This window comes from Devosia oryzisoli (assembly GCF_014837245.1).
Taxonomy (GTDB): Bacteria; Pseudomonadota; Alphaproteobacteria; order Rhizobiales; family Devosiaceae; genus Devosia; species Devosia oryzisoli.
This window is the reverse complement of record NZ_JACYFU010000001.1, coordinates 506,928-532,021: the sequence shown is the minus strand read 5'-3', so window position 1 is coordinate 532,021 and position 25,094 is coordinate 506,928. Positions and strand designations below refer to the sequence as shown.

At 61.6% G+C, this 25,094-nt stretch carries 34 protein-coding genes and 1 tRNA gene; 17 read left to right on the top strand and 18 right to left on the bottom strand.

The genetic code is table 11. The features are described from left to right. Positions 1 to 12: 12 nt before the first annotated feature. Positions 13 to 630 carry a GTP cyclohydrolase I FolE gene (folE, locus tag IC608_RS02685; RefSeq protein WP_191772479.1) on the top strand — a complete coding sequence of 206 codons (618 nt, stop codon included), beginning with the start codon at positions 13 to 15 and terminating at the stop codon, positions 628 to 630. Positions 631 to 674: 44 nt separating this feature from the next. After that, positions 675 to 1,127 (top strand): phosphoribosyl-AMP cyclohydrolase, encoded by a 453-nt coding sequence (gene hisI, locus IC608_RS02680; RefSeq protein WP_191772478.1) that lies wholly within the window; start codon positions 675 to 677, stop codon positions 1,125 to 1,127. A 35-nt stretch (positions 1,128 to 1,162) separates the two neighbouring features. Here hisI and IC608_RS02675 read toward each other — a convergent pair whose 3' ends face one another. Beyond that, a complete protein-coding gene (locus IC608_RS02675) occupies positions 1,163 to 1,900 on the bottom strand; it encodes a rhomboid family intramembrane serine protease (protein ID WP_191772477.1) in 738 nt (245 codons plus the stop codon). 183 nt (positions 1,901 to 2,083) lie between these two features. Here IC608_RS02675 and IC608_RS02670 point away from each other — a divergent pair, with 183 nt between their 5' ends. From IC608_RS02670 to IC608_RS02660, 3 genes are all read left to right on the top strand, one after another. Further along, the gene (locus tag IC608_RS02670; RefSeq protein ID WP_191772476.1) at positions 2,084 to 2,737 is read left to right on the top strand and encodes a PAS domain-containing protein; all 654 of its coding nucleotides are present in this window, start codon (positions 2,084 to 2,086) and stop codon (positions 2,735 to 2,737) included. A 104-nt stretch (positions 2,738 to 2,841) separates the two neighbouring features. Further along, entirely contained in the window at positions 2,842 to 3,474 is a 633-nt protein-coding gene (locus IC608_RS02665) for a PilZ domain-containing protein (protein WP_191772475.1), read from the top strand. 155 nt (positions 3,475 to 3,629) lie between these two features. Continuing rightward, entirely contained in the window at positions 3,630 to 4,250 is a 621-nt protein-coding gene (locus tag IC608_RS02660) for a transglutaminase-like cysteine peptidase (RefSeq protein ID WP_191772474.1), read from the top strand. A 70-nt stretch (positions 4,251 to 4,320) separates the two neighbouring features. Here the strand turns inward: IC608_RS02660 and IC608_RS02655 are convergent, their stop codons facing one another. Further along, positions 4,321 to 4,641, bottom strand: coding sequence for a DUF6949 family protein (locus IC608_RS02655; protein ID WP_191772473.1), 321 nt, complete (start codon positions 4,639 to 4,641; stop codon positions 4,321 to 4,323). Between the two features lie 99 nt (positions 4,642 to 4,740). On the opposite strand from IC608_RS02655, the gene IC608_RS02650 reads away from it, so the two are divergent. Further along, a complete protein-coding gene (locus tag IC608_RS02650; protein WP_210316179.1) occupies positions 4,741 to 5,415 on the top strand; it encodes a hypothetical protein in 675 nt (224 codons plus the stop codon). A 21-nt stretch (positions 5,416 to 5,436) separates the two neighbouring features. Here the strand turns inward: IC608_RS02650 and IC608_RS02645 are convergent, their stop codons facing one another. From IC608_RS02645 to IC608_RS02635, 3 genes are all read right to left on the bottom strand, one after another. Then, positions 5,437 to 5,655 carry a DUF3126 family protein gene (locus IC608_RS02645; protein WP_191772471.1) on the bottom strand — a complete coding sequence of 73 codons (219 nt, stop codon included), beginning with the start codon at positions 5,653 to 5,655 and terminating at the stop codon, positions 5,437 to 5,439. A gap of 118 nt (positions 5,656 to 5,773) precedes the next feature. Beyond that, positions 5,774 to 6,640 (bottom strand): serine O-acetyltransferase, encoded by an 867-nt coding sequence (cysE, locus tag IC608_RS02640; RefSeq protein ID WP_191772470.1) that lies wholly within the window; start codon positions 6,638 to 6,640, stop codon positions 5,774 to 5,776. A 35-nt stretch (positions 6,641 to 6,675) separates the two neighbouring features. Beyond that, a complete protein-coding gene (locus IC608_RS02635; RefSeq protein ID WP_191772469.1) occupies positions 6,676 to 7,446 on the bottom strand; it encodes an alpha/beta fold hydrolase in 771 nt (256 codons plus the stop codon). Between the two features lie 141 nt (positions 7,447 to 7,587). Between IC608_RS02635 and IC608_RS02630 the strand changes: the two genes are divergently transcribed. From IC608_RS02630 to IC608_RS02615, 4 genes are all read left to right on the top strand, one after another. Next, entirely contained in the window at positions 7,588 to 7,836 is a 249-nt protein-coding gene (locus tag IC608_RS02630; RefSeq protein WP_191772468.1) for a zinc-finger domain-containing protein, read from the top strand. Positions 7,837 to 7,844: 8 nt separating this feature from the next. Then, a complete protein-coding gene (locus IC608_RS02625) occupies positions 7,845 to 9,020 on the top strand; it encodes an FAD-dependent oxidoreductase (RefSeq protein ID WP_191772467.1) in 1,176 nt (391 codons plus the stop codon). A gap of 96 nt (positions 9,021 to 9,116) precedes the next feature. After that, positions 9,117 to 10,451 carry an MFS transporter gene (locus tag IC608_RS02620; protein ID WP_191772466.1) on the top strand — a complete coding sequence of 445 codons (1,335 nt, stop codon included), beginning with the start codon at positions 9,117 to 9,119 and terminating at the stop codon, positions 10,449 to 10,451. Beyond that, on the top strand, positions 10,429 to 10,911 hold the full coding sequence (locus IC608_RS02615) for a GNAT family N-acetyltransferase (protein WP_191772465.1): 483 nt from the start codon (positions 10,429 to 10,431) through the stop codon (positions 10,909 to 10,911). The genes IC608_RS02620 and IC608_RS02615 overlap by 23 nt, the downstream gene beginning before the upstream one ends. Here IC608_RS02615 and IC608_RS02610 read toward each other — a convergent pair whose 3' ends face one another. Then, positions 10,912 to 12,216, bottom strand: a complete 1,305-nt coding sequence (locus tag IC608_RS02610) for a chloride channel protein (protein ID WP_191772464.1) — start codon at positions 12,214 to 12,216, stop codon at positions 10,912 to 10,914. Positions 12,217 to 12,345: 129 nt separating this feature from the next. On the opposite strand from IC608_RS02610, the gene IC608_RS18395 reads away from it, so the two are divergent. Together IC608_RS18395 and IC608_RS18390 are read left to right on the top strand one after the other, a co-directional pair. Next, positions 12,346 to 12,738, top strand: coding sequence for a cryptochrome/photolyase family protein (locus IC608_RS18395; RefSeq protein WP_345890818.1), 393 nt, complete (start codon positions 12,346 to 12,348; stop codon positions 12,736 to 12,738). Further along, the gene (locus IC608_RS18390) at positions 12,719 to 13,075 is read left to right on the top strand and encodes a hypothetical protein (RefSeq protein WP_345890817.1); all 357 of its coding nucleotides are present in this window, start codon (positions 12,719 to 12,721) and stop codon (positions 13,073 to 13,075) included. Before IC608_RS18395 ends, IC608_RS18390 begins: the two co-directional genes overlap by 20 nt. A gap of 152 nt (positions 13,076 to 13,227) precedes the next feature. On the opposite strand, the gene gndA is transcribed toward IC608_RS18390, so the two are convergent. Further along, the gene (gene gndA, locus IC608_RS02600) at positions 13,228 to 14,646 is read right to left on the bottom strand and encodes an NADP-dependent phosphogluconate dehydrogenase (protein WP_191772463.1); all 1,419 of its coding nucleotides are present in this window, start codon (positions 14,644 to 14,646) and stop codon (positions 13,228 to 13,230) included. A 210-nt stretch (positions 14,647 to 14,856) separates the two neighbouring features. Here gndA and IC608_RS02595 point away from each other — a divergent pair, with 210 nt between their 5' ends. Continuing rightward, the gene (locus IC608_RS02595; protein WP_191773759.1) at positions 14,857 to 15,630 is read left to right on the top strand and encodes a glucose 1-dehydrogenase; all 774 of its coding nucleotides are present in this window, start codon (positions 14,857 to 14,859) and stop codon (positions 15,628 to 15,630) included. Next, positions 15,584 to 16,162, top strand: coding sequence for a gluconokinase (locus IC608_RS02590; protein ID WP_248306152.1), 579 nt, complete (start codon positions 15,584 to 15,586; stop codon positions 16,160 to 16,162). Before IC608_RS02595 ends, IC608_RS02590 begins: the two co-directional genes overlap by 47 nt. A 2-nt stretch (positions 16,163 to 16,164) precedes the next feature. On the opposite strand, the gene IC608_RS02585 is transcribed toward IC608_RS02590, so the two are convergent. The 4 genes from IC608_RS02585 to IC608_RS02570 all read right to left on the bottom strand — a co-directional run bounded on the left by IC608_RS02585 (position 16,165) and on the right by IC608_RS02570 (position 18,342). Beyond that, positions 16,165 to 16,635 carry a CYTH domain-containing protein gene (locus tag IC608_RS02585; RefSeq protein WP_191772462.1) on the bottom strand — a complete coding sequence of 157 codons (471 nt, stop codon included), beginning with the start codon at positions 16,633 to 16,635 and terminating at the stop codon, positions 16,165 to 16,167. Further along, a complete protein-coding gene (locus tag IC608_RS02580; protein ID WP_191772461.1) occupies positions 16,625 to 17,530 on the bottom strand; it encodes a CHAD domain-containing protein in 906 nt (301 codons plus the stop codon). Before IC608_RS02580 ends, IC608_RS02585 begins: the two co-directional genes overlap by 11 nt. Beyond that, a complete protein-coding gene (locus IC608_RS02575; protein WP_345890816.1) occupies positions 17,530 to 17,970 on the bottom strand; it encodes a methylated-DNA--[protein]-cysteine S-methyltransferase in 441 nt (146 codons plus the stop codon). The genes IC608_RS02580 and IC608_RS02575 overlap by 1 nt, the downstream gene beginning before the upstream one ends. Before the next feature lie 189 nt (positions 17,971 to 18,159). Continuing rightward, positions 18,160 to 18,342, bottom strand: a complete 183-nt coding sequence (locus IC608_RS02570; protein ID WP_191772459.1) for a CsbD family protein — start codon at positions 18,340 to 18,342, stop codon at positions 18,160 to 18,162. Between the two features lie 136 nt (positions 18,343 to 18,478). On the opposite strand from IC608_RS02570, the gene IC608_RS02565 reads away from it, so the two are divergent. Continuing rightward, the gene (locus tag IC608_RS02565) at positions 18,479 to 19,147 is read left to right on the top strand and encodes an RluA family pseudouridine synthase (protein ID WP_191772458.1); all 669 of its coding nucleotides are present in this window, start codon (positions 18,479 to 18,481) and stop codon (positions 19,145 to 19,147) included. 15 nt (positions 19,148 to 19,162) lie between these two features. On the opposite strand, the gene IC608_RS02560 is transcribed toward IC608_RS02565, so the two are convergent. The 5 genes from IC608_RS02560 to IC608_RS02540 form a co-directional block, all read right to left on the bottom strand. Next, complete coding sequence (locus IC608_RS02560) at positions 19,163 to 19,453, bottom strand: hypothetical protein (RefSeq protein WP_191772457.1); 291 nt, start codon at positions 19,451 to 19,453, stop codon at positions 19,163 to 19,165. Then, on the bottom strand, positions 19,453 to 19,833 hold the full coding sequence (locus IC608_RS02555; protein ID WP_191772456.1) for a RidA family protein: 381 nt from the start codon (positions 19,831 to 19,833) through the stop codon (positions 19,453 to 19,455). The genes IC608_RS02560 and IC608_RS02555 overlap by 1 nt, the downstream gene beginning before the upstream one ends. Positions 19,834 to 19,850: 17 nt before the next feature. Continuing rightward, positions 19,851 to 19,935 (bottom strand) — tRNA-Leu (locus tag IC608_RS02550). 10 nt (positions 19,936 to 19,945) lie between these two features. Further along, positions 19,946 to 20,443 (bottom strand): xanthine phosphoribosyltransferase, encoded by a 498-nt coding sequence (gpt, locus tag IC608_RS02545; protein ID WP_191772455.1) that lies wholly within the window; start codon positions 20,441 to 20,443, stop codon positions 19,946 to 19,948. A gap of 74 nt (positions 20,444 to 20,517) precedes the next feature. Then, positions 20,518 to 21,282 carry a competence/damage-inducible protein A gene (locus IC608_RS02540; RefSeq protein ID WP_191772454.1) on the bottom strand — a complete coding sequence of 255 codons (765 nt, stop codon included), beginning with the start codon at positions 21,280 to 21,282 and terminating at the stop codon, positions 20,518 to 20,520. A gap of 118 nt (positions 21,283 to 21,400) precedes the next feature. Between IC608_RS02540 and map the strand changes: the two genes are divergently transcribed. After that, positions 21,401 to 22,237: a type I methionyl aminopeptidase gene (gene map / locus IC608_RS02535; RefSeq protein ID WP_191772453.1), complete on the top strand. Its 837-nt coding sequence runs from the start codon at positions 21,401 to 21,403 to the stop codon at positions 22,235 to 22,237. Then, the gene (gene radC, locus IC608_RS02530; RefSeq protein WP_248306151.1) at positions 22,234 to 22,962 is read left to right on the top strand and encodes a RadC family protein; all 729 of its coding nucleotides are present in this window, start codon (positions 22,234 to 22,236) and stop codon (positions 22,960 to 22,962) included. Before map ends, radC begins: the two co-directional genes overlap by 4 nt. On the opposite strand, the gene IC608_RS02525 is transcribed toward radC, so the two are convergent. Together IC608_RS02525 and IC608_RS02520 are read right to left on the bottom strand one after the other, a co-directional pair. After that, the gene (locus tag IC608_RS02525) at positions 22,948 to 24,183 is read right to left on the bottom strand and encodes a GNAT family N-acetyltransferase (RefSeq protein WP_191772452.1); all 1,236 of its coding nucleotides are present in this window, start codon (positions 24,181 to 24,183) and stop codon (positions 22,948 to 22,950) included. The genes radC and IC608_RS02525 overlap by 15 nt on opposite strands. 122 nt (positions 24,184 to 24,305) lie before the next feature. Then, positions 24,306 to 25,040, bottom strand: a complete 735-nt coding sequence (locus IC608_RS02520) for a cytochrome c biogenesis protein CcdA (RefSeq protein ID WP_191772451.1) — start codon at positions 25,038 to 25,040, stop codon at positions 24,306 to 24,308. Between the last annotated feature and the right edge of the window lie 54 nt (positions 25,041 to 25,094).

The window sequence follows — 25,094 nt, the reverse complement described above, 5'->3', positions numbered from 1 at the left end:
AGGAGCTTTCCAATGGATGCCCAAGTCAAGTCGCTCGCCCAGATGAAGGCCGCCCGCCTGCCCGTTTCCCGACCAACTCGTGAGGAAGCAGAGGCTGCTGTGCGGACACTGATCGCCTGGGCTGGCGACGATCCAGCGAGAGAGGGGCTACTGGAAACCCCTGCCCGCGTGGCCAAGGCTTATGGCGAACTTTTTGCGGGCTACGATCAGGATGCGGCCGAAGTGCTGTCCAAGACCTTCAAGGAGGTGGGCGGCTATGACGATCTTGTCCTGGTCAAAGGCATTCCCTTTTACGCCCATTGCGAACATCACATGGTGCCCTTCTTTGGCCAGGCGCACATCGCTTACCTTCCGCACGATGGCGTCGTGGGGCTATCCAAGCTCGCCCGCCTCGTGGACGTCTTTGCCCGCCGCTTGCAGACCCAGGAAACGATGACGGCGCAGATCATCGATGCCATCAACGAGAACCTCGGACCGCGCGGCGCCGCGGTGATGCTCGAGGCCGAGCATATGTGCATGACCATGCGCGGCGTGAAGGCGCACGACGTCAAGACCGTCACCCACCGCTTCACCGGCGTCTTCGCCGAAGATCGCGTCGAGCAGGACCGCTTCTTTGCGATGGTTCGCTAGCCTGGACACTGGTGCGCGCTTGTGGAGCGGTATATGAACCGCCCATGAGGATGTCTTTCGCCGATCCCAAAACTCTTTCGCACCAAGAGCGTGACGAAGGCACTGTCTTTGCGCCACGCTTTAACGCCGACGGCCTTATCACCGTCGTTACTGTCGAGGCGGGCAGCAACGATGTGCTGATGGTGGCGCACATGAACATCGAGACGCTACGGCTGACGATGGAGACAGGCGTCGCCCATTACTGGTCGCGATCGCGCCAGGCCATCTGGAAAAAGGGCGAGACCTCTGGCGAACTGCAGGAGGTCGAGGAACTCCGGGTCGACTGCGACCAGGATTGCATCGTCATGAGCGTCCGGCAAACTGGCCGGGGGGCCGCCTGCCACACAGGGCGAAAGAGCTGCTTCTACCGGCGCATTGTCGTCGAAGATGGTCAGCCCGTGCTGCAGGACGTGGGCCTGCCCCGCCTGTTTGACCCAAAGGCCGTGTACGGCCACTAACGCTCTGCGGAAACCACGGCCGAGCAGCCTACCGGTCAGGCAAGACGCCGTTCGAACAAGGGCACGAGCAGGAATCCTGCAATAAAGCCGCCAAGGTGTGCTTGCCATGCCACCCCCAGTTGGGCGCCGATCACTGCCGGCATCAGCGGGACCGCCGCGTTGAGCACAAGCCAGACAATAGTGAAGTAGCGCGAACTCGGATTGGCGAAGACCTCCCTCAGGCTTGCCAGTCGCCGCCCCAGGACCAGCCGCTCGCCAGTTTCCGGATGGTGTGCCACCAACACCGGCTGAAAGATGAAGCGGATAGCTGCACCGGTAAGGCCGGCGATGCCTCCCGACGCTCCGACGAGGTACACCCCCTCCAACAAGGTCGTCGCCGCGAAAAACGCAGCGCCGGCCGCGGCCGACACCAAGAAAAGCGACAGCATGCCCACGGTGCCGTAGCGCCGTGCGACGGGCGTGGCGAAGATCACCAGCCAGGCAACGTTGATCAGCACGTGCTCCCAGCCACCATGGAGGAAGGCATGGGTGAACGGCGTCCAGAGGAGCGGCAATGCCAGGCTCGGATCCGTCAGCGAGGCAACGATGCGCAATGGCTGGAATGCAAACCAGTAGAGCAGCATGTTCTGCCCGTCCGGGTTAAGCACCATGGTTGATGCGAACTGAATCAGCACAAGGATGATCGCCAGCGCGGAAACCGAGCCCGGTAAAAGAAACACCGGCTCACGCGCCCTAGGGGCCGGTTCTCCGGGCGATAGCTCTTCTTCACGCATGCAATGTCCTCGAACGGGCGGTGGCCCGCGCTACTCCGTTAACTTTTCCACATCCGCCCGCGGACGTTAACCTTAACTATTCTTTAAGCGGGCGTTCGGGGCGGCATTTTGCGATGGTCGGGCGTGGTGGACGCGCTCTTGAGGGAGAGTGCCTCCCTTACGTGCAAGGAAACGGGTCGAACAATGCAGATGCCGAGCACAAAGACGCTCTATACCTACTGGAACACGATTCGGGGATCGCGTAGTGCGCCCGATCGCCGCGATATCGATCCCACCAGAATTCGTGAAGCGCTGGCCAACACCTTCATCCTTGAACTGGATGACAGCGACAAGTTTTCTTTCCGTCTCGCCGGCTCGCACCTCTGCACATCCTATTGCCGTGAACTCAAGGGGCGCACCTTCTCCGGTCTCTGGCATGATCGGGACAATGACGCCATGGAAACCCTCGTCCGCGCGGTAACCGAAGATCATGCCGTTGCCCTCGTGACGTTCCAGGGATCGACCGCCCTTCAGACCAAGACCACGTTCGAGACGATTCTGATGCCGCTGCGGCACAACGGCTCCACCCATACGCGCATCCTCGGCGCCATGACGGCCCTCGACGAGCCGTACTGGCTGGGCGTGCAGCCCATCATCGAGCAGCGCATCACCGGGCTCCGGCTGATCTGGCCCGACGAGGTCAGCGCAGAGGAAAGCGTGCGGGAGGTCGCGTCCAACGTCGTCAATGACGTTCGCTTCGGCGCCTCGTCCCCCTCTCTGGCCCTGCCGACTACCGTCCACGGCCGGACCGCTCGCCGCTATGCCCATCTTGCCGTGATTGACGGCGGACGAAACTAATCGGGAGCATTTGCTGCGACCTCCGGGACGCAGCGACACCATGCGTTAACCAAGACGGTCTAGGGTGCTTGTGGAAATTCCCAATCACTGGAACCGGTTGGCGCATGCTGAGCGACGACATCCCATCCGCCCACGTTACAGTCCCGTCCCGCCCCCGCCTGAGGGACGAGCGGTATCAACGTGTTGAGGTGTCGGTCCTTGGGCGCTACATGCTGGCGGACCGCCGCGAATTCCCATGCCAGGTGCTGCAGATGTCTCCGGGTGATGCCGTAGTCATCGCCCCGGTCGCCGGGATCGTGGGGGAACGCGTCATTGCCTATCTCGATCACATGGGGCGCGTGGAAGGCACAATCACCTCCCAAGTGGATGGCGGGTTCATCATTGACATCTCGGCATCGCCGCGAAAGCGGGACAAGATGGCCGCCCAACTTACCTGGCTCGCCAACAAGGACGTCCTCAACCTGCCCGAGGACCGCCGCCACGAACGCGTGGTGCCCGACATTCGCCATTCGAGCGTCGTGCTTGATGACGGCCGCCGCTACAATTGCAAGATCATCGACATCTCGCTTTCCGGTGCCGCCATCGAGCTTGATGTTCGGCCCGCAATGGGCACGCCCATTACGCTGGGCCGGATGCGGGCGCGCGTGGTGCGTCATTTCCAGAACGGCGTCGCGGTGGAATTTGCCTCCGCCCAGGAAATGCTCACCGTGGTGCAGCAGAACCTCCGGATGAACTAGCCGACCAGCCCGGTCATGCTGACGCTTCTGCCCCAGTGATCATGGTCAACGAGCCCCTAAAAGCATCGATAAAACACGCATAAAAACTGCGTGGCACTTTTCGGACCGGGGCAATTTGCCAAGCCTAGTTTGGTCTCCAACACGGAGACCGACCCATGGCAACCACCAGCAAGACCGGGCTTATCGCCGCACTGCTCGTCGCAATCGTCGCCTTTGCGACCCCGGCTGCTGCTCTGGACCTGACTAATGTCGCCTTCATCCAGACCTCCAGTCACACCACTTCCATCCCGGTGGGTGCCCTGCAGTTCTGCCAGTCCCACCAGGGCGAGTGCAGCCCCAACAAGACCATCGTGCCGGCCACGGTATTGACCGAACAGAACTGGCAGCAACTGGTTGAGGTCAATGCCTATTACAACCAGACCGTAGTGCCGGCGACCGACGAGCAGCTCTACCGCGTCGAGGAGTTCTGGACCTATCCCAATGGCTACGGCGACTGCGAAGATTTCGCCCTTGCCAAACGCCGAGACCTCATCGCCGCCGGCTGGGCCCCCAGCACGCTGATGATCGCCGTCGTCCGGCAGCCCAATGGCGATGGTCATGCCGTTCTTATCGCCCGGACAGATCGCGGCGACATGGTTCTCGACAACCAGGCAGGGACCATCAATCTGTGGAGCGACACGCCCTATCACTACATCAAGCGGCAGTCCCAGGCGAACCCGGCTGAATGGGTCGACATGATCGACGACCGCGTCCTGATGGTTGCTGCCAACAACTGAGCCCTACTCCAACAAACGAAGAAGGCCGGCCTGCATCACGCAGCCGGCCTGCTTCGTCTGGATGATTGGGTCAGTAACGCACGGCCACGTAGGCACTCATGAAAAGCAGGCCCGTAACAAAGGCCCAGCCGAAGGCCACGAGCGCGGACACCAGCACAGAGGTCATGGAGATCGCCTCCTTTTCCTCGTGCCGCCAGCCCGTCTGCAGCATGATGTAGGGCCCACAGACGAAACTCATCACCAGATTGCCCATCGAGGCCAGTGTGGTTTTCCCGTCGAAGCGAAGCATTGCGGGCTGCCGGGCAAGCGCCTGGTAGAGGTGCGTTGCCATCCCCGCCATGCAAAGGCCCACCCCCATGATGAATGCCGCCAGCACCAACTCTCGCGTCATCGTCCGTTCCTCGCCAATCGCGAACCTTAACTGTTTATTAAGCATATTAGGGACCCAATGGCCTGTCACGCCCCAGCGGCGAAACTGGTTAATTTGAACATGACCACTCCGCACGCCCGCGCGCAGGACAAGACGGGAGCCTCCGTCGGCTTCAATCTGGCCGGTATTGCAGCTCTGGTTCTGTTGCTGGCGGTCGGCGCGGCATATCTGGTGGATCATGCAGGGCGTGGAGCTAATGGCCCGCTACCGTCTCTGGACGATGGTGATCGCGTCGTCCAAACCCTTGGCGGCAGAGAACTGACCGTCCCTCGCAACTGGATTGTGGCGAACGGCAATCAGCGCTCGGGATTTGTAAGTGAAATCAATCTGACGACACGGCTGGATCTGGGCCTCGCCGAAGGGCCAGTATCGGTGGATGTCACCCTGCTGCCGCGCGGCCGTGTTCGATCCAGCGCGACGCTTCTCGACACGGTCTACCTGCACCAGTTTGCTGGCCCCACGCTGTCCGGCGCCGCTGGACTGGTCGGAAAGCCGCTTCAGGACGCCGACGGCTATTCAGGAGAGACTGTCTGGTATGATCCGCTGGCACCGGGGCCTTTTGTGGCCAAGTGCCAGACTCCGATTGAAAATGGTGCGCAGGATCGGTGCCTGCGGACGGTCCACCTGCCAAGCGGGCTAGCCGCCGTATTCAGCTTCAGCGCGACTGCACTGGCAGGATGGCGGAGCTTTGACACCGAAATGGCCCTTTGGCTGGACCAGATCGGCGCACTCTAGGAGCCGCCGTGGCGGCCCATCTTATTCGATGTCTTCCAGATCGATGTCGAGGATGGACATCGAGAACATGTACGACTTGTCGCCGTCCTCATCGTCGATGTGAATGAGGCCAATCGATTCTTCGCCAATGAAGACTTCCACCGAGTCGTTCAGCTTGGCGCGAGGGCGAACGTCAATATTGCGATTGTTGAATGTGCGCTGCAGGAACTTTTGCAGCTTGATGATCTCGGGATGGTTCACGGGACGCAATCCTGCTGGTTTCGATGAGCCGGCAATCTAGTGACTGACCCGGTGGTGACAACCCCCGCATCCAGCCTTTTTAGGGCAAACAAGTGGCCGCTGAGGGCTTGTCTCGTGCTCAACTTGCTTCGTGAACCAGCACCATCTGGTCCATGACCAAGGCCGGCTGAGCACAGCCTGCTTCGCCTATCACCTTTGCGGGCACGCCAGCCACGGTCACGCGCGGAGGTACTTCCTTGAGCACCACGGACCCTGCGCCAATGCGCGAACAATCGCCGACCTTGATATTGCCGAGCACCTTGGCACCGGCCCCGATTAACACACCGTTGCCGATTTTGGGATGTCGGTCCTGATCGGACTTGCCAGTGCCGCCCAAGGTAACGTTCTGCAACAAGGAGACGTTATCCCCCACGACCGCCGTCTCGCCAATGACCAGACCAGTGCCATGATCGAGCATGATGCCCCGGCCCATTGGCACGGCCGGATTGATGTCCACCTGAAAGACCTGGCTGGAGCGGCTCTGCAGATAGAGGGCAAAATCCCGCCTGCCCGACTTGTGCATCGCGTGCGCAAAGCGATGCGTCTGGATCGCCTGATATCCCTTGAAATACAGCAGTGGCTCGACGGCCCTGCTGCAGGCAGGATCGCGTTCAAGCGTAGCCGCCAAGTCCACGCGGGCCAACTGGCCGATCTCCGGATGGTCGCGCAGCGTCTCCGCAAAAGTCTGGCGTATGATGTCAGCCGATACGTCCTCATGGTCCAGCCGCGCAGCCAGGCGATGCACGAGAGCATCTTCGAAGCTATTGTGGTTGAGAACGTTGACGAGAACCATGTTGCCCAGAGCGGGATCGCTCTCGAGGATGCCCATCGCGCCGTCACGAACGGCATCCCAGACCGGGTCCACGCTCTGGATCTGCGCTGCTTTGCGGATGCTGGTCACGGCCGCGCCCTCTGCTTCATCGATGATCACCGATATAGGCGACATTGTTCTTCGATACAAAGCCCCGGCAGTCAATTGGTTCACGAATCCTGCCCGGCGGGAAATGTGCGTCCAAGAAACTCGAGAGCTGCGCTTTTGAAGGCCTTGTCCCCCGTGGCCCGCATGTGATCCCGGCGCGGTATCACGAAGGGTTGTCCGTGCTGCAGAAGTTCCGCCAATGGCTCCGGCCTTCCCGCCATCTCGTCGGCTTCACCGATGGCAACCAGCACGGGCACCTCGATGCGCCGAACGTCGGCGCGGGCCATGGGTTCGCGCGAGGTTTCCATGCACGCCGCCAGCGCCTCGCGGTCGGACCCGGTATGATCTGCAAAGATGCGAAACTGGCGCGCTGTGGGGTGTTTGAGATCCTCGATAGCGGGAGCGCGGAGCCCGGCAATGATGTCGTTACCGTCCGCCAGGCCGTTGATGAGATTGATCCCCATCCCTCCGAAAATAGCCGCCGCGACGCGGTCAGGGTGCGCGTAAGCAAGAAACGCCGCAATTCGCGCGCCCATGGAATAGCCCAGCACGGCCGCTCTGGGGAAATCCAGGTGCTCGAGCAATCCCACAGCGTCCTCGGCCATCAGCGCGGGATGGTATGCCTCCGGATCATGTGGCTTGGAAGACCGACCGTGCCCGCGGTTGTCAAAGGTAATGGCGGTATAACCGGCACCCACCAGGGTCTCCACCCAACCAGTGTCGACCCAGTTGACCTTGCCACTGGAGGCGAAACCGTGAATGCAGAGCACCGGCGGCCCCCTTCCGGCAATCTCGTAGGCGAAGTCGAGCCCATGCGATCTAAAAAACGACATAACAGTCTCCGAGCGTTGCTCTGGCTTTCAACGCTTGTTCCCAGAAAATCAAGTTGGCCTCGATAGGTCCTAACGCCCTTCCCTTGCCCAGGTGGTTTGGCTATGGTCCGGCCAAATCCCGCATGGCTCCCAAGGTTCACCATGGCTCACAGCTCCACACCGCATTTCCACAACACCGACGGCCTGCGCAGCATCGAAGTCGGCTCCAAGGAATTCCAGTGCGTGGGCGCCTTGCCGCCGTTCGACCATCCGCACATTTACCTGGACATGGGCAAGGACACGGAAATCGTCTGCCCGTATTGCTCAACGCTCTACATTTTCAATGGCGCCTTGGGTGAAGGTCAAGCCAATCCGGCCAGTGCGCTATTGGAAGGCATCGCTGCCGCCTGAGTCGCACCATGCCCGCCCAGGGCCAGAATTACATTATCGCGGGCGCCGGGATCACCGGCCTGACTTTGGCTCTGGCGCTGGCCAAGTTCGGCGCCAGCGTGACTGTTCTCGAGCGGAACGACGCAGTTCAGGAATTCGGCGCTGGGCTGCAGATCAGTCCGAACGCCCGGCATGTGCTGAATGATCTTGGGCTGGACGATGCGCTGAGCGCCGTGAGCTTCGAACCGAAGGCTCTCGACACTTATGCGGCCGGCGCAGGGCGGCCAATCGTCAGCCTGGAGCTCGGCGGCGTCATGCGGGATCGCTTTGATGCACCCTATGCCGTCATGCACCGCGCGGACCTGGCACAGGTTCTCTACAAGGCCACAAGGCGCTTCGCCAACATCGACATCATCTTCGGTGTACGGCGCTTTGGTGTCGTGTCCGACGCCCGAGGCATTGCCTGCACGTTCGAGGACAACACGGGCACGGAGCGGCAAGCGCGGGCGCGCGCATTCATCGGTGCCGACGGGGTTCACTCGCTGACGCGCCGAGAGCTTTTGGAGGGGCCAGAGGCGCAGTTTGGCGCGAGGGTGGCCTGGCGGGCGCTGGTGCCAATCGACGCCGTTCAAGGTGTTATTCCTCACGACCGCGTTTCGGTGTTCTTCGGCCGGGGCTGTCACCTCGTCTGCTACCCGCTGCCGCATCGGAACCAGGTCAACCTTGCTCTCTTCTTGCCTTCTTCAACGTCCGACGTGGAAGCCGGTCCCGCCGTCCCCCGGCCGGGGGGGCTGGCGCAGAGCGTCCTTGCGGTGGCGATGGGGCGCTGGACGGGATGGCCCCTCTTTACGGTCAACACGGATCGGTGGTTCAGGGGCAATGTTGGACTGGCGGGCGATGCGGCCCATGCCATGGTTCCTTTCCAGGCGCAAGGCGCTGCCATGGGCATCGAAGACGCTGGGGTTCTGGCGCCATTGCTGGTTGCAGCAGCGACGGCCGAAGAGGGTTTTGGGCAATACTCGCGGATGCGCCAGGAACGCGTGACCCGGGTCGCGGCGCTCTCGAGCACCAACGGGAAAATCTTCCACCTCTATGGCCCTGCAGCTCACGCCAGAAACGCGGTGATGCGTTTGCAGGGACCTCAAGCGCATCTCAAGCGTTTGGCTTGGATCTATGGGTACAAGGCAGTCGCCGGCGCATCCTAGGCACCGCTCAAAGGCGCCTTCGCGCTTGCCTTGACCCTCCTGCACGTGTCAATTGCGGCCAAGCCCAGCGCCCCAGGAAAAGGTTCGAACGACCGCATGCAAGCCGCTACGCGATCCCGACTGACCCTGGTGTGCATTCTCACCACCATCCTGATCGACATGGTCGGCGTCGGCATCATCGTCCCTGTCCTCCCAGAACTGCTTGAGGACCTGACGGGGGGCAGCGTCGCCAATGCGGCGGTCATCGGCGGCTATCTCGTCTTCGCTTACGCTTTCATGCAGTTCGTGTTTTCGCCGGTCCTGGGCAATTTGTCTGACCGCTACGGGCGCCGGCCGGTGCTTCTCCTGTCGCTGCTGGGGCTGACCTTCGACTACCTCATGATGTCGATCGCGCCATTCGTCTGGTACCTCTTCATCGGACGCGTCGTCGCGGGCATTGCCGGGGCCGCCCTCGCGACAGCGACGGCCTACATGGCCGACATCACGCCTCCTCACAAACGCACCCACCGCTTCGGCCTCATTGGCGCAGCGTTCGGGCTCGGCTTCATCGTGGGCCCCGTGATCGGTGGAGAGCTGGGTGAAATTGGTCCTCGCGTGCCCTTCCTTGCGGCCGCAGCCCTGGCCTTCACCAATTTTCTTTTCGGGCTCCTGGTGTTGCCCGAGAGCCTGCCAAAGAGCGCCCGCCGCAAATTCGACATCCGCCGCGCGAATCCCCTCGGCGCGGTACTGGCGCTCAAGAAATATCCTTCGGTGCTGTGGCTCCTAGGCGTGCTGTTCTTCTTCCAGCTCTCGGCACAATCGCTGCCCACGGTCTTCAGCTACTTTACGGTGGAGATGTTCCACTTCAGCTCATCGACCATCGGCCGCACCCTCGGCGCTTTCGGATTGGGCTTTGCCATCAGCCAGGCCGTGATCGCTGGTCCATTGTCTCGCGGCATAGGCGAGCCCGCCGTGGCGATGATCGGCCTTCTCGCCGCTGTCGCGGCATTTGCCGGCGTCGCGTTCTCGAACGAAGTCTACTACCTCTACCTCTTCATCATGGTGGGCACGATAAGCGGGCTCGCTCCCCCTGCCATTAACGGCGTGCTGTCGCGGCAGGTGCCGGACAACAGCCAGGGCGAACTCCAGGGCGCAGTGAACGCAGCCAGCTCTTTGGCGACCATTATCGGCCCGTTGGCCGCCACCCAGATCTTTTCTTACTACACCACCAGCCCCACCTCTTCCCACTATTTCCCGGGCGCCCCTTTCGTGGCTGCCAGCGCCAGCGTTGCCGCGGCCCTGATGGTGTTCGCCATTGCCGCCTGGCGCTATGAACTGGGACGGCGGCCAAGCGTTGCCGACCATCCGCATGCGCCTGAAATCCCGCCGCCGGGCCAGGTTCGCGTCGCACCAATAGAGGACGATCCCGATGATCATCCGCGCCGCCGCTGACGAAGACTGGCCACATATTTTTGCGATCGTTCAGCCGATTCTGGCGGCTGGCGAAACCTACGCCATTGACCGGGACCTGGAGCCTGAGGCCGTCAAGGCCTACTGGATGATGCCGGCGCACTCGGTCTTCGTTGCCGAAATCGACCACAGGATCGTCGGCACCTACTATCTGATGGCCAATCAGCGAGGAGGGGGAGCCCACGTCGCCAATTGCGGCTACATGGTCTCACCAGAGGCACGAGGCCAGGGAGTAGCTCGCTCCATGTGCCTGCATTCGCTCGACACCGCCCAGGACAGGGGGTTTCGCGCCATGCAGTTCAACCACGTGGTTTCGACCAACACCCGCGCCGTGGCTCTCTGGCACGCCCTAGGGTTCGAGGTTGTCGGAACGCTCCCCAAGGCGTTCAAACACCCTACCCACGGCTACGTAGACAGTTACGTGATGTTCCGGTCGCTCTAGCTACTGCGCTGCCTTGGTGCCCTGCTGCAGCATGCGGTGGGCCAGGGCATGGTAGACACCGTCTTTGCAAACCAGCCTGGACATGAACGTCGCAATCATACTGCCCAGCATGACCGGAAATATCAGCGCATGGTTGCCAGTCATTTCCGTGACGATCACGAAAGCGGTGATCGGCGCTTGAAGGACGGCAGCGAGGTAGGAGGCCATGCAGACGATCGTCAGCGCGGCGATCGGCACGGGCACGAGACTGGAGAAGAGATCCGCGATGCCGGCGCCGACAGCCAGCGACGGAGAAAATATCCCTCCCGGTATACCGCTGATGGAGGACAGCACAGTGGCAACGAACTTGAGCGGGCCGAACCCCGCTGGTGCCCCCTCGCCTGCCATGATGGCCTTTGCCTGGTCCGCGCTCGTGCCGAAGACGCTGCCATGGGCGAGAAACCCGCAGAGAGCGACGCCAAGGCCGCACAGAGCCGCGAACAGCACAGGGTTCTGCCGGATCCAGCCCCCGGCGCGGCCCGGCAACCCGTACGAGAATGCGATCAGCAGCCTGCTGAACAGGCCGCCCGCCAGGCCACAAAGTGCGGCAAGCGGCATGATCCAGAGCCACTGCGTTATGGCCGAGAGGTCAACAGACGAACGCCCGAAATAGGTGTAGTCCCCGACCACGGCGAGAGGAACCAGACCAGCGACGATAACCGTTCCAAGAACAAGACCGCTGGTGCGCAATTCGAAAGAACGGCTCATTTCCTCGATGCCGAACACGATGCCCGCCAACGGTGCGTTGAAAGCTGCGGCGACGCCAGCTGCGCCCCCCGCCAGAAGCAGGCCCGGCTGGCGATGCGGAGAAAAGCGTCCCAGCCAGAACATGATGCTGGCTCCTACCTGCACAGTTGGCCCTTCCCGCCCGGCCGAGGCACCCACGAAGAGGCCACCGGCCAAGAGTACCATCTTGGCAAGGGCCAGTTTCGGGGACACCAGCCTGCCCTTTCGCTCCAGGTTCTCGAGTTGTCGCGCCGCAATCACCTGCGGAATGCCGCTGCCCTGGGCGCCGTCGAAATAGCGCTTTGTCAGCCAGGCCAGACCCGCGAAGCCGGCGGGTGTGACCACCAAGGGCATTAAAGGCCAGCGCTGCTGCGCGTGAATGAACGTGTGCATGGCATAGTCAGCGATTTGGGCTATCGCGAGGGCAGCGAAACCGACAACGAGGCCGCCGACCACAAACAGCGAACGACGGCGCAAACGCGGCAACCAGATCCGATGCCACCTGAGGTGCATGGATTGGCGGAAGCTGCGCTCTGACATGGTGGCCTTCGTTGCTTGCTGATGTCGCCGTGGTCTTAACGGGCATCACTGCCAATGACCACCTTCGGCGTTACTTTCACCCGGTGCGCACAAGCTGAACCAGGGGAAAGTTCGCAGCGTAGGAAAGAAATGTCGACGCTGCGTTACATTCTTGGCGATCACCTTACGCGCAACGTCGCTGCGCTGCGAGATATTGACGTTCACAGGGACGTCGTTCTCATGACTGAGGTGGGCGGCGAATCCTCAGTGGTCGGCTTTCACAAGCAGAAGCTCGTGTTCATCTACGCGGCGATGCGGCACTTCGCTCAGAGCCTGCGGGACGAGGGCATAACTGTCGACTATGTCCGTCTCGACGACGAGGACAACACGCAGACCCTTGAGGGCGAGCTTGCGCGGGCGCTGACTCGTCACAGGGCCGATGGCGTGGTGGTGACCGAGCCGGGCGCCTGGCGCGTGCGCGACATGATGGATGGATGGGAGAGACGCCTAGGCGTTACACGGCATGGTGATGTTCGCCGATGATGGCCTATTGGCGTCCAAGCCCTATGCGGCGTCCGGGGCCTACATCAACCGCATGTCCGACTATTGCGGCGATTGCCGGTATAGCCCCAAGACCAAGGAGGGCGACAAAGCGTGCCCGTTCACCCTGCTCTACTGGAATTTTTTGATAGAGAACCGGCAGAAACTCGAGGGCAACCGGCGCATGGCCATGCCCTACCGCAACCTCGACCGCATGGACGCGGCGCAGCGTAAGGATATTCAGACGCGGGCCCACCGGTTCCTCGATGGGCTGTCGGCGACGGCGGATGTGGAGGTCGAGGAGCCTCAGTTGCGGTTGGAGTTTTTTAGCCGTCCCTGAGACCTCATGGTGAGCCTGTCGAACCACGAGGTCGGGCGCGCAATCCATGCCACGACCTCGTCCTCCGACAGGCCAGGATGAAGTCTGCCTGAGCAGTTACGCAAACAAAAAGGCCGGGACGGTGCCCGGCCTTTTGCGTTCGATTGGGATCTTTACTTGCCCAGCGTCGACGGCCAGGTGCCGTGCAGGTCAGAACCGCGGCCTTCGATTTCGAAGCCGTGGGCGCCGAAGAAGTCGCGCTGGCCCTGAATGAGGTTGGCGGTGCCCTGGGCCTGTCGGTAGCTGTCGAAATAGCTCAACGCTGCCGAAAGGCAGATCATCGGGAATTCGCCGATGGCGGCGGCTGCGACGACCTTCCGCAGGCTCGGATGGCTGTCCTTCATGATCTGGACGAAGTCCGGCACGACGAGAAGGTTGGTGTTGCCGCCCTTTTCGTAGGCCGACGACATCTGGTCGAGGAAGCGGGAGCGGATGATACAGCCTGCCCGCCAGATCTTGGCAATGGTGGCCAGCGGCAGGGCCCAGCCGTTCTCTTCCGAAGCCTTGGCGATGACGGCAAAGCCCTGCGCATAGGAGACGATCTTGCCGGCCAGCAGCGCTTTTTCGAGATCGTCCAGCGTCACATCGGTCTTGGCGCGGGTGGGCTTGCCGTATATGGCTTCCGCGGCAACGCGCTCATCCTTGCGGGCAGAAATGGACCGCGCAGCCACGGCCCCTTCGATGGCGGTAGCCGGCACACCCATCTGCTGGGCGACAATGGCGGACCACACGCCAGTCCCCTTCTGGCCGGCCTTGTCGAGGATCAACTCGACCAGCGGCTTGCCGGTCTGGTCATCGACGGCGTCAAGAACGTGGCCGGTGATTTCGATCAGATAGGAATTGAGCGGCCCTTGGTTCCACTTCTTGAAGACCTCGGCGCACTCCTTGGGGGTCATGCCGAGGCCATCGCGCATGACGCCATAGACTTCGGCGATCATCTGCATATCGCCATATTCGATGCCGTTGTGGATGGTCTTGACGAAGTGGCCGGCGCCGCCTTCGCCGAGATAGGCGCAGCAGCTCTCGCCGTTGAACTTGGCGGCGATAGCGGTAAGAACCGCCTCGGCGTTATGCCACTGCTCCTTGGAGCCGCCCACCATGATGGATGGGCCGTGGCGCGCGCCTTCTTCGCCGCCGGAAACGCCGACCCCGAGATAGCCGATGCCCTTAGGCTTCAAGTAGTCGAAGCGGCGCTGGGTATCGGTGAACAGCGAATTGCCGCACTCGATGATGGCGTCACCTTTTTCAAGGTGCGGCAGCAGCTGCTCGATCATGTCGTCGACGGGTTTGCCGGCCTTGACCATGATGATTATGGAGCGAGGCGCCTTGACCGCTTGCACGAACTCGCCGAGCTCATATTTCGGGATGGTCTTCCCATCCAGCCCTTGCTCCTTGGCTTCGGTAACGAACTCGTCGATCCGGCCGGGGGACCGGTTATGGACGGCGATAGTGTAGCCCTTCTCGGCAATGTTGAGGGCAAGGTTGGAGCCCATCACTGCAAGGCCGATCAGGCCGATATCCGCTGTCGACATACGAACAGTCCCTTCTTAGGTATCTCAGGCACACCCATGCGCTCAGCGCATGATATGCGGCGCGAAATGACCACAAACTGCGGCCCAACGGAAGGGCCGAGAGTGCACTTTCCGGCCATATCGCATAGCTTGTATGGAAGTTCAATCATGGTAGAGATTGGCTGTCGCCGGTGGTTGGCGGCAGGCGCACAGCTGGAGTATCCGCATACTATGGGCGCAGATCTTTCTGCATTCGACCTTACCGGCCGGCGCGCGCTCGTTACCGGCTCAAGCCGCGGACTCGGCCTCGCCATGGCAACAGCGCTTGCCCAAGCAGGTGCCGAGATCGTTCTGAACGGCCGCAACGCCGAGGCAGTTGGTGCGGCGGCCGCCGATTTGGCAGACGCGGGACACCGCGTGTCAGGGCTCGCTTTTGATGTATCGAGCGCCGACGGGATCGCCGAGGCCATAACTCACTGCGAAGAAAAGCTCGGGCCCCTCGATATCCTGGTGAACAACGCCGGGATTCAGATCAGGGGGCCGCTGGAAAGCTACCGGGAGGACGACTTCGACGCGATGATCGGCGTGCACGTCAAGTCGACGTTCCTGGTTTCCAAAGCCGTAACGCCCCGCATGCTGGCTCGCGGCAAGGGCAAGATCATCAACATCTGTTCAATTCTGACCGAAGTGGCACGGCCGACCGCCGCCGTCTACGGAGCCGCCAAGGCCGCAATCGCCAATCTGACACGAGGCATGGCAGCAGACTGGGCGCCGGGCGGGTTGAACGTCAACGCCATCGCGCCGGGCTATTTCAGGACCGATCTCAACACCGCCTTGATCGCGGACGCCAAGTTCAATAGCTGGGTGGAGCAACGCACCCCGATGAGACGTTGGGGTGAAGTTGAGGAACTGGGGCCAGCGGCTGTCTTCCTGGCCTCCGACGCCTCAAGCTTTGTGAATGGACACATTCTTTATGTCGATGGGGGCTTCACCGCAGTTGTCTGACGCTCCCCGCATCATCATCGTGATGGGCGTCAGTTCATCAGGAAAAAGTACGGTCGGCCAGGCCCTAGGCCGCGCGCTTCATGCTCCTTTCCTCGATGGCGATCAGTACCATCCTGCCGCCAATGTCGAAAAAATGCGTTCGGGAACGCCTCTGACTGATGAAGACCGCTGGCCTTGGCTCGAAGCGCTGAGCGTTGCGCTGAAACAGGCGGCGGACAAGAAAGGCGTTTCGGTCGGAGCCTGCTCGGCCCTGAGACGCACTTACCGCGATTTCATCACGCAAAAGGCTGGCGAGCCGGTCCTGTTCGTTTACCTGCAGGGCGATCGAGAGGTCATAGGGGACCGCATGGCAAGGCGCCGCCATGAATACATGCCGACGAGCCTGCTCGACAGCCAGTTCGCCACACTTGAACCGCCTGACCCTGCCTCAGAAAACGTCATGGTCGTTCCGGTAACTGATCGCGTCGACAAGATCGTGCGCACCGTGACAGGTGCCCTCGAACACCTGAAGTCGTTCAAGCGTTGGCAATAGGTTCAGCGGGCAGGCACACCCGGCATACGCGACAGGCTGGCGTTGGCGTAGCGATCGTCGTGGCTGACTTCTTCACCGATCCAATCGGGCAAGACGACAGCCTGATCGGCATGCTCCAGTTCGACTTCGGCGACCACGAGGCCCGCATGCGCACCTTCGAAGACGTCGACCTCCCATAGAAGCCCGGCAAACGGCACCGTATAGCGGCGCTTCTGGACGATGTGCGGCTCGGCAAGGGCCAGCATGTCCTGCGCATCGGCGAAGGGGATGTCGTATTCGAACTCGCGACGGGAAATCCCTTCCGTGGGTCCCTTTATGGTGATGACGGCCCGCTCGTCGTCATAGATGCGAACTCTCACGGTCGCCTTGGCATTGCTCGAAAGATAGCCCTGCACCACGTGCGTCCCTGCATCGGCAGATGACCGCCAGGCATTTGTACGAACCAAGAACTTGCGCTCGATTTCATCGGCCATCCCGCTCTCCCAGCAGCGTCCAGTACTGCCGGTACCGCCGACCCAGCGCTCCCGGCTTCTCGGCAGCCAGTTGGCTCAGGAGCGGCAGTGCCTCCTCAAGCAGGACCTGCTGTCGCATCTCGACCTTGTGGAGCAACGTATCGCGGAGCGTCTCATGGCCGATGGTGGCCGTTTCGAGCCACTCGCGCAGGACAGCAAGATTATGGTGATCGCCCAGTGCGTCACCCACCCGATCGAGCATGCTCGCATGTGCGCTCAGCAGGTCCGGCGCGGCTGGTTGCCAGAGACGCACATGATACCAGTGGTACTTTGCCGACTTCCGCAATTCGTGGAGGGTTTCCGCGCTCGGCTCGGCCCGCGCTCGCTCGAGCCCCCTGCGCAGCTTACGAAAGGACTGTTCCAGACCCGGCAGCAGGATGTGCACGCCCTTTTCGGTGAAGCTCCAGTCATTGATCCGCTGCTTTGCGTCCCTAAGCCGCTCGGCAGCGTTCGCGAGAAGCGTCTGCTGGTCGGTCTGCTCATGAACATGCATGGCACGGGCATCAAGGCGTATCCGCACCTCTTCCAAGGCCGGACGAACATCCTCCGAAGCATAAGGTGCGCCTGGGGGGAACAGGCCAGTGAACGTCTCGACCATGACGCTGCTGTCCCGACTGCTCGACAGCGACGCGGCGATACTTTTGAAAGCCTCATTCTCCTCGCGATACCGCTCGAAACACGGCCGAACCAGCCGCAGCATGCCCCGGGTCTGCTTGCAGGTCTTTCGGATTTGATGGACGGCCGCGGGAAAGCCGTCGCCAGCCTCAATCTGCTCCAGCGCCTTGTCTGCCTGCCCCAAGACAATTGAGCGGACCTGGCTGGCAACATTGTCGCTGTGTTTGAAGGCGAAACTCATCAGAAACCAAACCCAAGTTGACCAATCGGAGCTCCGGGCTGCACGCCTTCCAGCGCCAGCATGCGTAGCTTGGACGATGTTCCGCCGGGAGCCGAAAAGCCTCCGGGCTTACCGCTGCTTGCAAGCACACGATGGCAAGGGATGATCAACGGCACCGGATTGGCGCCCATCGCCTGGCCGATCGCGCGGGCAAGCCTGACATCACCCAGCTCTGCGGCCAGGTCGCCATAGGTTGTGGTCTTGCCCCACCCCAGTTCTCGCAGGCGCGCGTAAACCCGCTGATAAAACGGGGAAACGCCGGTTAGGTCCAGAGCGACATGCTGGAACTCCACCTTCTGTCCCTCGCAATACCTTCGCACCTCTTGGATCAGTTCGGAAACCGCTTCAGGCGGCACGGCAGCCGAGTACCCCAGCCCGACGAATCTTTCGGCGATGGACACGGCCGGTTCACCGGGCAGGTTTAACCGCGCAATCCCCTTGGATGACCATCCAAAGCCGAACTCGCCGAGGTCAGTAGAAGCTATGGCAAACCACATTTATCGAGTATGCAGCGCTTCGCCCGAAGGCTGAAGAGCAAAAGGAAAGGCCGCCCCAAGGGGCGGCCCTTACCTTGCGAGAAAAACGCCAACTCAGTGTTTGAGCGCTTTCCGAGCATCGTCTTTCAGCTCTCCGGCTTTCTGCTGGACCTTGCCTTCTGCCTTGTCCAACTTGCCTTCGGCTTGCATCTTGTCATCGCCAGTCAGCCCACCGACGGCGTCCTTCACAGCGCCCTTGGCCTGCTTGCCGGCACCCTTGGCTTCATCCTTGTGCATGGTCTGCTCCTTTTGCGAACTGTGTCTGACCAACGAAGACACTAGGGCCTAGTTCCGTGCCCCCGGCATCACATGTTAGGCACGTTGCCCGTCGCGCCTCTTGTGTGGAGAGGACTGCTGCTGATAGAGGGCAGCCATGCCAGCCATGCCCACTCTCAAAGACTACCATCCGCCGATGGAGCCCTATCTCGGGGTGCTTCACGTGGACGACGATATCCTTGTGGTGGATAAGCAGAGCGGGTTGCTCAGCGTGCCGGGCAAGGATCCCAGCCTTTGGGATTGCGTCGAATATCGTGCGCGGCAACGCTGGCCAACGGCGGGAATGTGCCACCGGCTGGACAAGGATACCTCGGGTGTCCTCGTGCTGGCCCTGAACAAGCGCGCCCACGGCTTCATCGGCAGTCAGTTCGAGCATCGCGAGACGACCAAGAGCTATATCGCCCGCGTCGCGGGAGTGGTGAGCGAGGATCGGGGCCTGGTGGATTTGCCCCTCGCAACCGATTGGCTGAACAAGCCGCGCCAGCGAGTGGACCATGACCATGGCCGTTCGGCCCAGACAGAGTGGACCGTCATCGAACGCGAGGAGCGGAGCACCCGGCTCCGTCTGGTGCCACTGACAGGACGCACCCACCAGCTCAGGGTTCACATGAAGGCCATCGGCCATGTGATTCTGGGTGATGCGTTTTATGCAGAGGGCGAAGACTTGGCAGCAGCCGACCGGCTCCAGCTTCACGCGGCGGAACTGGGCTTCACGCATCCCACGACAAAGGAGTTTACCACCTTTGTCGCGCCCACCCCCTTCTGAACGGCGACGAAACAGCTACTCCGCCGTCTCTCCGATAAAGCCGACCTCGATCCGCTGAAACAGAGCGCCGTCCTTCATGGTGTCGAGCCAGCGCCTGAAGGCGCTCACGTCGGCAAAGCCTGCGCGCTGCGCGTCTCGCTCCGAAACATCGTCCGGCGACATGTCTGTTACGGACTTGATGGCGAGCAGCCCGACCTTCGTCTTGAGCGTCCCACTCGCTTTCACCGTCGGCCGGTTCCACCGGCGGAAGATCACGTCCACACGCCCGGCCTTGATCTCCTCGAGCAATTCGCGCTTGAGCAGCATCAGTCCAGCACCGCGGTTGCAGTGATTTCAATCCGTAGCCCCTTGGCCAGCAGTTCCTTGACGACCACTGTTGCCCGCACCGGGTAGGGCTGTTGTGTAAAGACCTCCCGATAGACAGCGTTCATGCCCGCCGCGTCGGCGCCATCAATAAGGAATATCTGGACCATGACGAGGTTCAGGAGCGATCCGCCGGCGGCGCGTAGCGCTATCGAAAGGTTATCAAGGCATCGCCGCGTTTGCGCTTCGATGCCGCCCTGCACAATTTCCCCGGTGTCGGGGTCCTCCGCAATGGCGACCAGCCACAAGTGCTTTCCAGCCCGCACCGCATCGTTGATGGGAGCGGAAGATGGCGCAATGCCGGTCTCGATGCGTTCGATCATGAGGCTCTTTCAGCTCTTGGTGCGGGCGACGGGAATCGAACCCGTACGCCATGCGGCGAGGGATTTTAAGTCCCTTGTGTCTACCAGTTCCACCACGCCCGCGTGTTCAAGATCAGTCGGTTCCGCCCGAAATTGGGGCGACATAGGCAACGTCGAGATCCCAAGGGAAAAAGATCCAGGTGTCCTGACTGACCTCGGTGATGAACGTATCGACCATCTCCCGGCCCTTGGGCTTGGCATAGACAGTCGCAAAGTGAGCACCCGGAAGCATCTCGCGCACAACACGCGCGGTGTTGCCCGTGTCGACCAGGTCATCCACGATCAGCACCTTGCCGCCACCCTGCGCCACTTCCAGAACGGGGCGGCTGATTTCCTTGAGTACCTTGATCCCGCCCTGATTCTGATGATCGTAGCTCTTCACGGCCACGGTTTCGACGGTGCGGATATTCAGTTCGCGCGCCACAATAGCAGCCGGGACGAGACCGCCACGGGCAATTGCGACGACGGCATCGAAACTGCCGAGCCCCGCGAGGCGCCATGCGAGGGCTCGACTGTCGCGGTGGAACTGATCCCAGGTGACGGGAAAGGATTTCTGGCCGGGATTGCTCACACTGGTCTCCTTGCGGCAGCGTCCGTTGAACGCGTGAAGGGCACGTCCTTAGCAAAGCTTGGCGGCAACGCCAATCACTCTGCATCCGGCGGTGCAATACCAGCTTTGCGATGCGCCTGGGCGACGATGTCCCGCACGGCGTCAGCAGCCTCCGCTAGACGAGCCTCGTCCGCCGAGCGCAGGACCAACTCAGTTGTCCCTTTGCCCATCTGTGGGTAGGAGCCCATCTTCACGTCCGGAAAACGTGCCTGAAGCTCCGCTAATGGCCCACCGATGGCCCCTTCCCCGACGCCGGCGTCGATGGCCACGGAATGCACTTTGCGTCCGCCCTCGAGGGTCGGCGCTATGGCTTCGAGCATGGCGCGCATGATGACGGGCACGCCTGCCATGACGTGCACATTGCCGATCCGAAAACCGGGCGCAGCGCTGACCGAGTTGACGATAAGATCTGCGCCTTCGGGAATCCGCGCCATTCGCAGGCGTGCCGCATTGACCTCTGTGCCAGTCTGCGCCCACCGCGCTTCAAGAAGGGCGCGTGCTTCCACATTGATCGGCAGGGGCACGCCAAAGGCCTTGGCCACGGCATCGGCGGTGATGTCATCATGTGTCGGCCCAATACCGCCGGTGGTGAAGACGTAGGTATAACGCTCACGCAGCGCATTCAGTGCTTCCACAATGGCGCCCATATCGTCGCTGACTACCCGCACCTCGGTGAGGTCGATGCCGAGATCGGTGCAGAATTCGGCAACCGCGCCGATGTTCACGTCCTTGGTGCGCCCGGACAGGATTTCGTCGCCTATTACCAGAAGGCCGGCAGTGACGCGGGTTTCAGAGGACATGATGGAGTTCCTGGTTGGAGTGGCCAGACATGCCCGCCCCTCCGCAAAGCGTCAAGCGCGGACCTCTTTCAATCCCACCCTCAGTTGACTACCTTGGACCTGATAATCGGAGAGCCGCATGATCACCTATGTCGACGCCGCTGCCAAAGCCCGCCGCACGCCGGGGGTAATCCCCCTGCACGGGGAAGAAGGCTTTGCGGGCATGCGAAAGGCCGGCCAACTGACCGCTCAGGCACTCGACATTCTGACGGAATATGTGGAGCCGGGCGTACCGACGGCGACGCTGGACAAGGTGGCCTATGAGTTCGCGCGCGATCACGGCGCTGTTCCCGCTACGCTTTTCTACAAGGGCTATCGGCACTCGCTCTGCACCTCGCTCAACCATGTCGTCTGCCACGGAATCCCCGATGAGCGCCCGCTGCGTGAAGGGGACATTGTCAATATCGACCTCACACTGATTGTCGACGGGTGGCACGGCGATTCAAGCCGGATGTATCCGGTAGGAGAGCTTTCCCGGAAGGCCGAGCGCCTTATCGAAGTCACCTATGAGTGCCTCGAAGCGGGCATTGCAGCGGCCAGGCCAGGAAACCACACCGGCGATATCGGCGCGGCCATTCAGGCTCTGGCGGAAGGTGAGCGCATGAGCGTGGTGCGGGACTTCGTGGGCCATGGCCTTGGGCGTCTGTTCCACGACGAGCCGAACATTCTCCACTTCGGAACCCCAGGGACCGGTCCGGAGATCAAGCCCGGCATGATCTTCACGATCGAGCCGATGATCAATCTGGGCCGCCCGCACGTGAAGATCCTCTCGGATGGCTGGACTGCCGTTACCCGCGACCGAACGCTTTCGGCACAGTGCGAGCACTCCATCGGTATCACCGAAACCGGGTGCGAGATTTTCACCAGTTCCCCCGCCGGACTTTTCAATCCGCTTGCCGCACGAGCCGCGAATTGACGGACCAAGCCGGCGAAAAGCCGTCGGGCAAAGGTTTGGCCAAGGTGGCTCGCCCCCATTATCACGGGCACCGGGAACGTGCCCGGGAGCGGTTCAACGTGGTCGGCGGTGAAGCGCTGGCCGATTACGAACTCCTGGAACTCGTCCTGCATTTGCTCCTGCCGCAGCGCGATACAAAAGGCCTTGCCAAGGACTTGCTGGCGCGCTTCGGCTCCTTTTCCCAAGTGCTGGGCGCTCCCCCTGCCCGCCTGGTGGAGGTGAAGGGGCTTGGCAGCACTTCGATCACCTACCTCAAGATCATCCAGGCGGTGGCCCAGCGTTATGGCAGGGATCAGATCGACACCGAAAAGCCCATACTGTCTTCCTGGACGCAGTTGATCGACTACTGCCGCACGCAGATGGCGTATGAGACGATCGAGCAGTTTCGCATTCTCTTCCTCGACAAGAAGAATCGGCTGATTGCCGATGAGGTGCAGCAAACGGGGACGGTGGACCACACGCCCGTCTATCCGCGCGAGGTTATCAGGCGATCACTGGAACTATCGGCGACGGCACTGATCCTGGTGCACAATCACCCCTCGGGCGACCCTGCCCCCTCCTCTGCCGACATCCGGATGACCAAGGAGATCGCTGATATCGCCAAGCCGCTCGGTATCACGCTGCATGACCACATTATCGTGGGCAAATCCGGCCACACGTCGTTGCGCGGGCTAAAGCTGATCTGAATCAGTGACAGGCTGAGCAGACTTTCGATCGCGCCAGTGCGCAAAAGAGCGTACCGTCTTCTTCACCTGTGGGTTGGCCTTCGCCCAAGCCCGCACGTTCTGATACCGGCGGTGGGCGGCAGCAGCCGCGCGTCCCTTTAGGCTCAAACCGACATAGTGGTGGTTGAGCGGCAGCTGAACGTTGCACCAGTGCCGCTTCTCATCAGTGATGCCCGCGCCCATGTCGAACATCGTGTACCCGCTCTCGAAAACCGTCTGCATGACACGCAAGAGACACTGCTTGCCTGGCGAGCCGGACTGTATCGTCGGGTCGTCGCTCATCGATGAAATGAGACAGAACATGCGGTCCCCATCCACGATGTTGTAGCGCACGGCGACAATCTCGTTCTCCAGCCGCATCACGTGCAATCGCACATCGACCTGCGAAGCCGGCTCGGCCAGCTTGTGATAGAAATCGATCAGCCGATCCTCGACGAAGACGTCGCGGATGCCCTGCGCTTTGAAGCGAGCCGTGCGCTGCCGGAACATTACATCCAGGGCCAGATGGACGTCGGCCGGGTCGCCGACTTCCTCGAAATGCACGCTACCCAGCGCGGCGAGCTTGTCGCCTTGCTGCCGATCGTGTTTGCGCCGCGACCGGCTGCGCTGCTCGCGATCACATTCTTCCCAGCAGGAGAAGACCGACCGATAAAGAATGTCGGCAGGTTCACGCGTTCCCAGTTCGCCGAACAGTCCGCTCTGGCCGTCGCACTTTTCCGGGATGAAGGGCAGATAGAGCAGGTCTGCATCAAGTTCCGCGGTCATGCCCTTCCACAGTCGGCATCGATCCTGCGTCGGGAGAGATGCGAGGGCAGATTGGTCGACGATAGGCGCGTTGCAGCCCACCTGCGTGCCGGGAAACCAGGTGAACATCGACAGCCCGCGACGCGCCTGCCGATGCAAAGGCAGAAGGGCAATCGGATTCCCCTCGGCAAACCCGACGACGTAGCGCTGATCGTTCACCGGAATGGTTCTGTCGGCGATCCAGTGACGGATGAAACCGAAAGACTGCCCTGGCGACTCGATGCCGGACTGTGTGAGGTTGCTCCAGATGGGGGCGACAGCATCGATATCCGACGTGACGGTGACGGAAAGGGTGCTCTGCGATTTGACGGCCGCGCCCGCAGCCCGAGGGACCTCAGCGCCGATCAGCGGCACGCTCTCAGCATCAGAGATCATCATCTTCTTACCCCCAGACTTCGCGGCCACTTTGGCGGTCGAGGGTAAACCAGCGCTAAAAGCCTCGGCAGAGAAAGACCGCGGGTCTTCAAAAAGTCCGGCAGGGTTAAACGCGGCTTACCGCGTTAGCCAAATTGGGCGAGACCTGGGAACGTCTCGAGGAACCAGTAGGAGATGCGGGTAAAGTTGCCTGTGAGGAACAACACACCGGTGACGACCAGAAGCGCCCCCATGATCCGTTCCACGGTGTGCAGATGCCGCTTGAAGCCATTGAAGAACGCCAGAAAGGGCCCCACCGCGATGCCGGCGAGGAAGAACGGGACACCCAGGCCCAACGAATAGAGAGCCAGCAAGGACGCTCCCTCCCACGCCGTATCACGCCCCGCAGCAATGGACAGCACTGTGGCAAGGATGGGCCCGATGCAGGGTGTCCAACCGATGGCAAACGCCAACCCCAACAGAAATCCGCCCAGTGGCCCGGAAGCCACGCCCGGTCCCTGGTGACGGATTTGCCGATCCAGCAGGCCGATGCGGAAGACTCCAAGAAAGTGGAGCCCCATTGCAATGATCATAACGCCAGCGACAGGGGTCAGAAGTGGCAGGAGTTGGCGGAAGGCCTGACCGAATGCCGTAGCCGTCGCCCCTAGGGCGACGAACACAACGGTAAAGCCGAGAATGAAAAAGATAGACGTCACCGCCACCCGGCGCTGTAGCACGCCGGCCGAGCGCGACTCGGCTCGCAGCTGATCGAAGCTAGCGCCGCTCATATAGGTGAGGTAGGGCGGTACAAGCGGCAGGACACAGGGGCTGAGGAAACTCAGAATGCCTGCTCCGAAGACCACCGGGAGAGAGATTTCCACCGTTAGACGCTCCGTGTTCAGGCTCTGTCTAGCGCGGTGAACGGTGAATGCAAT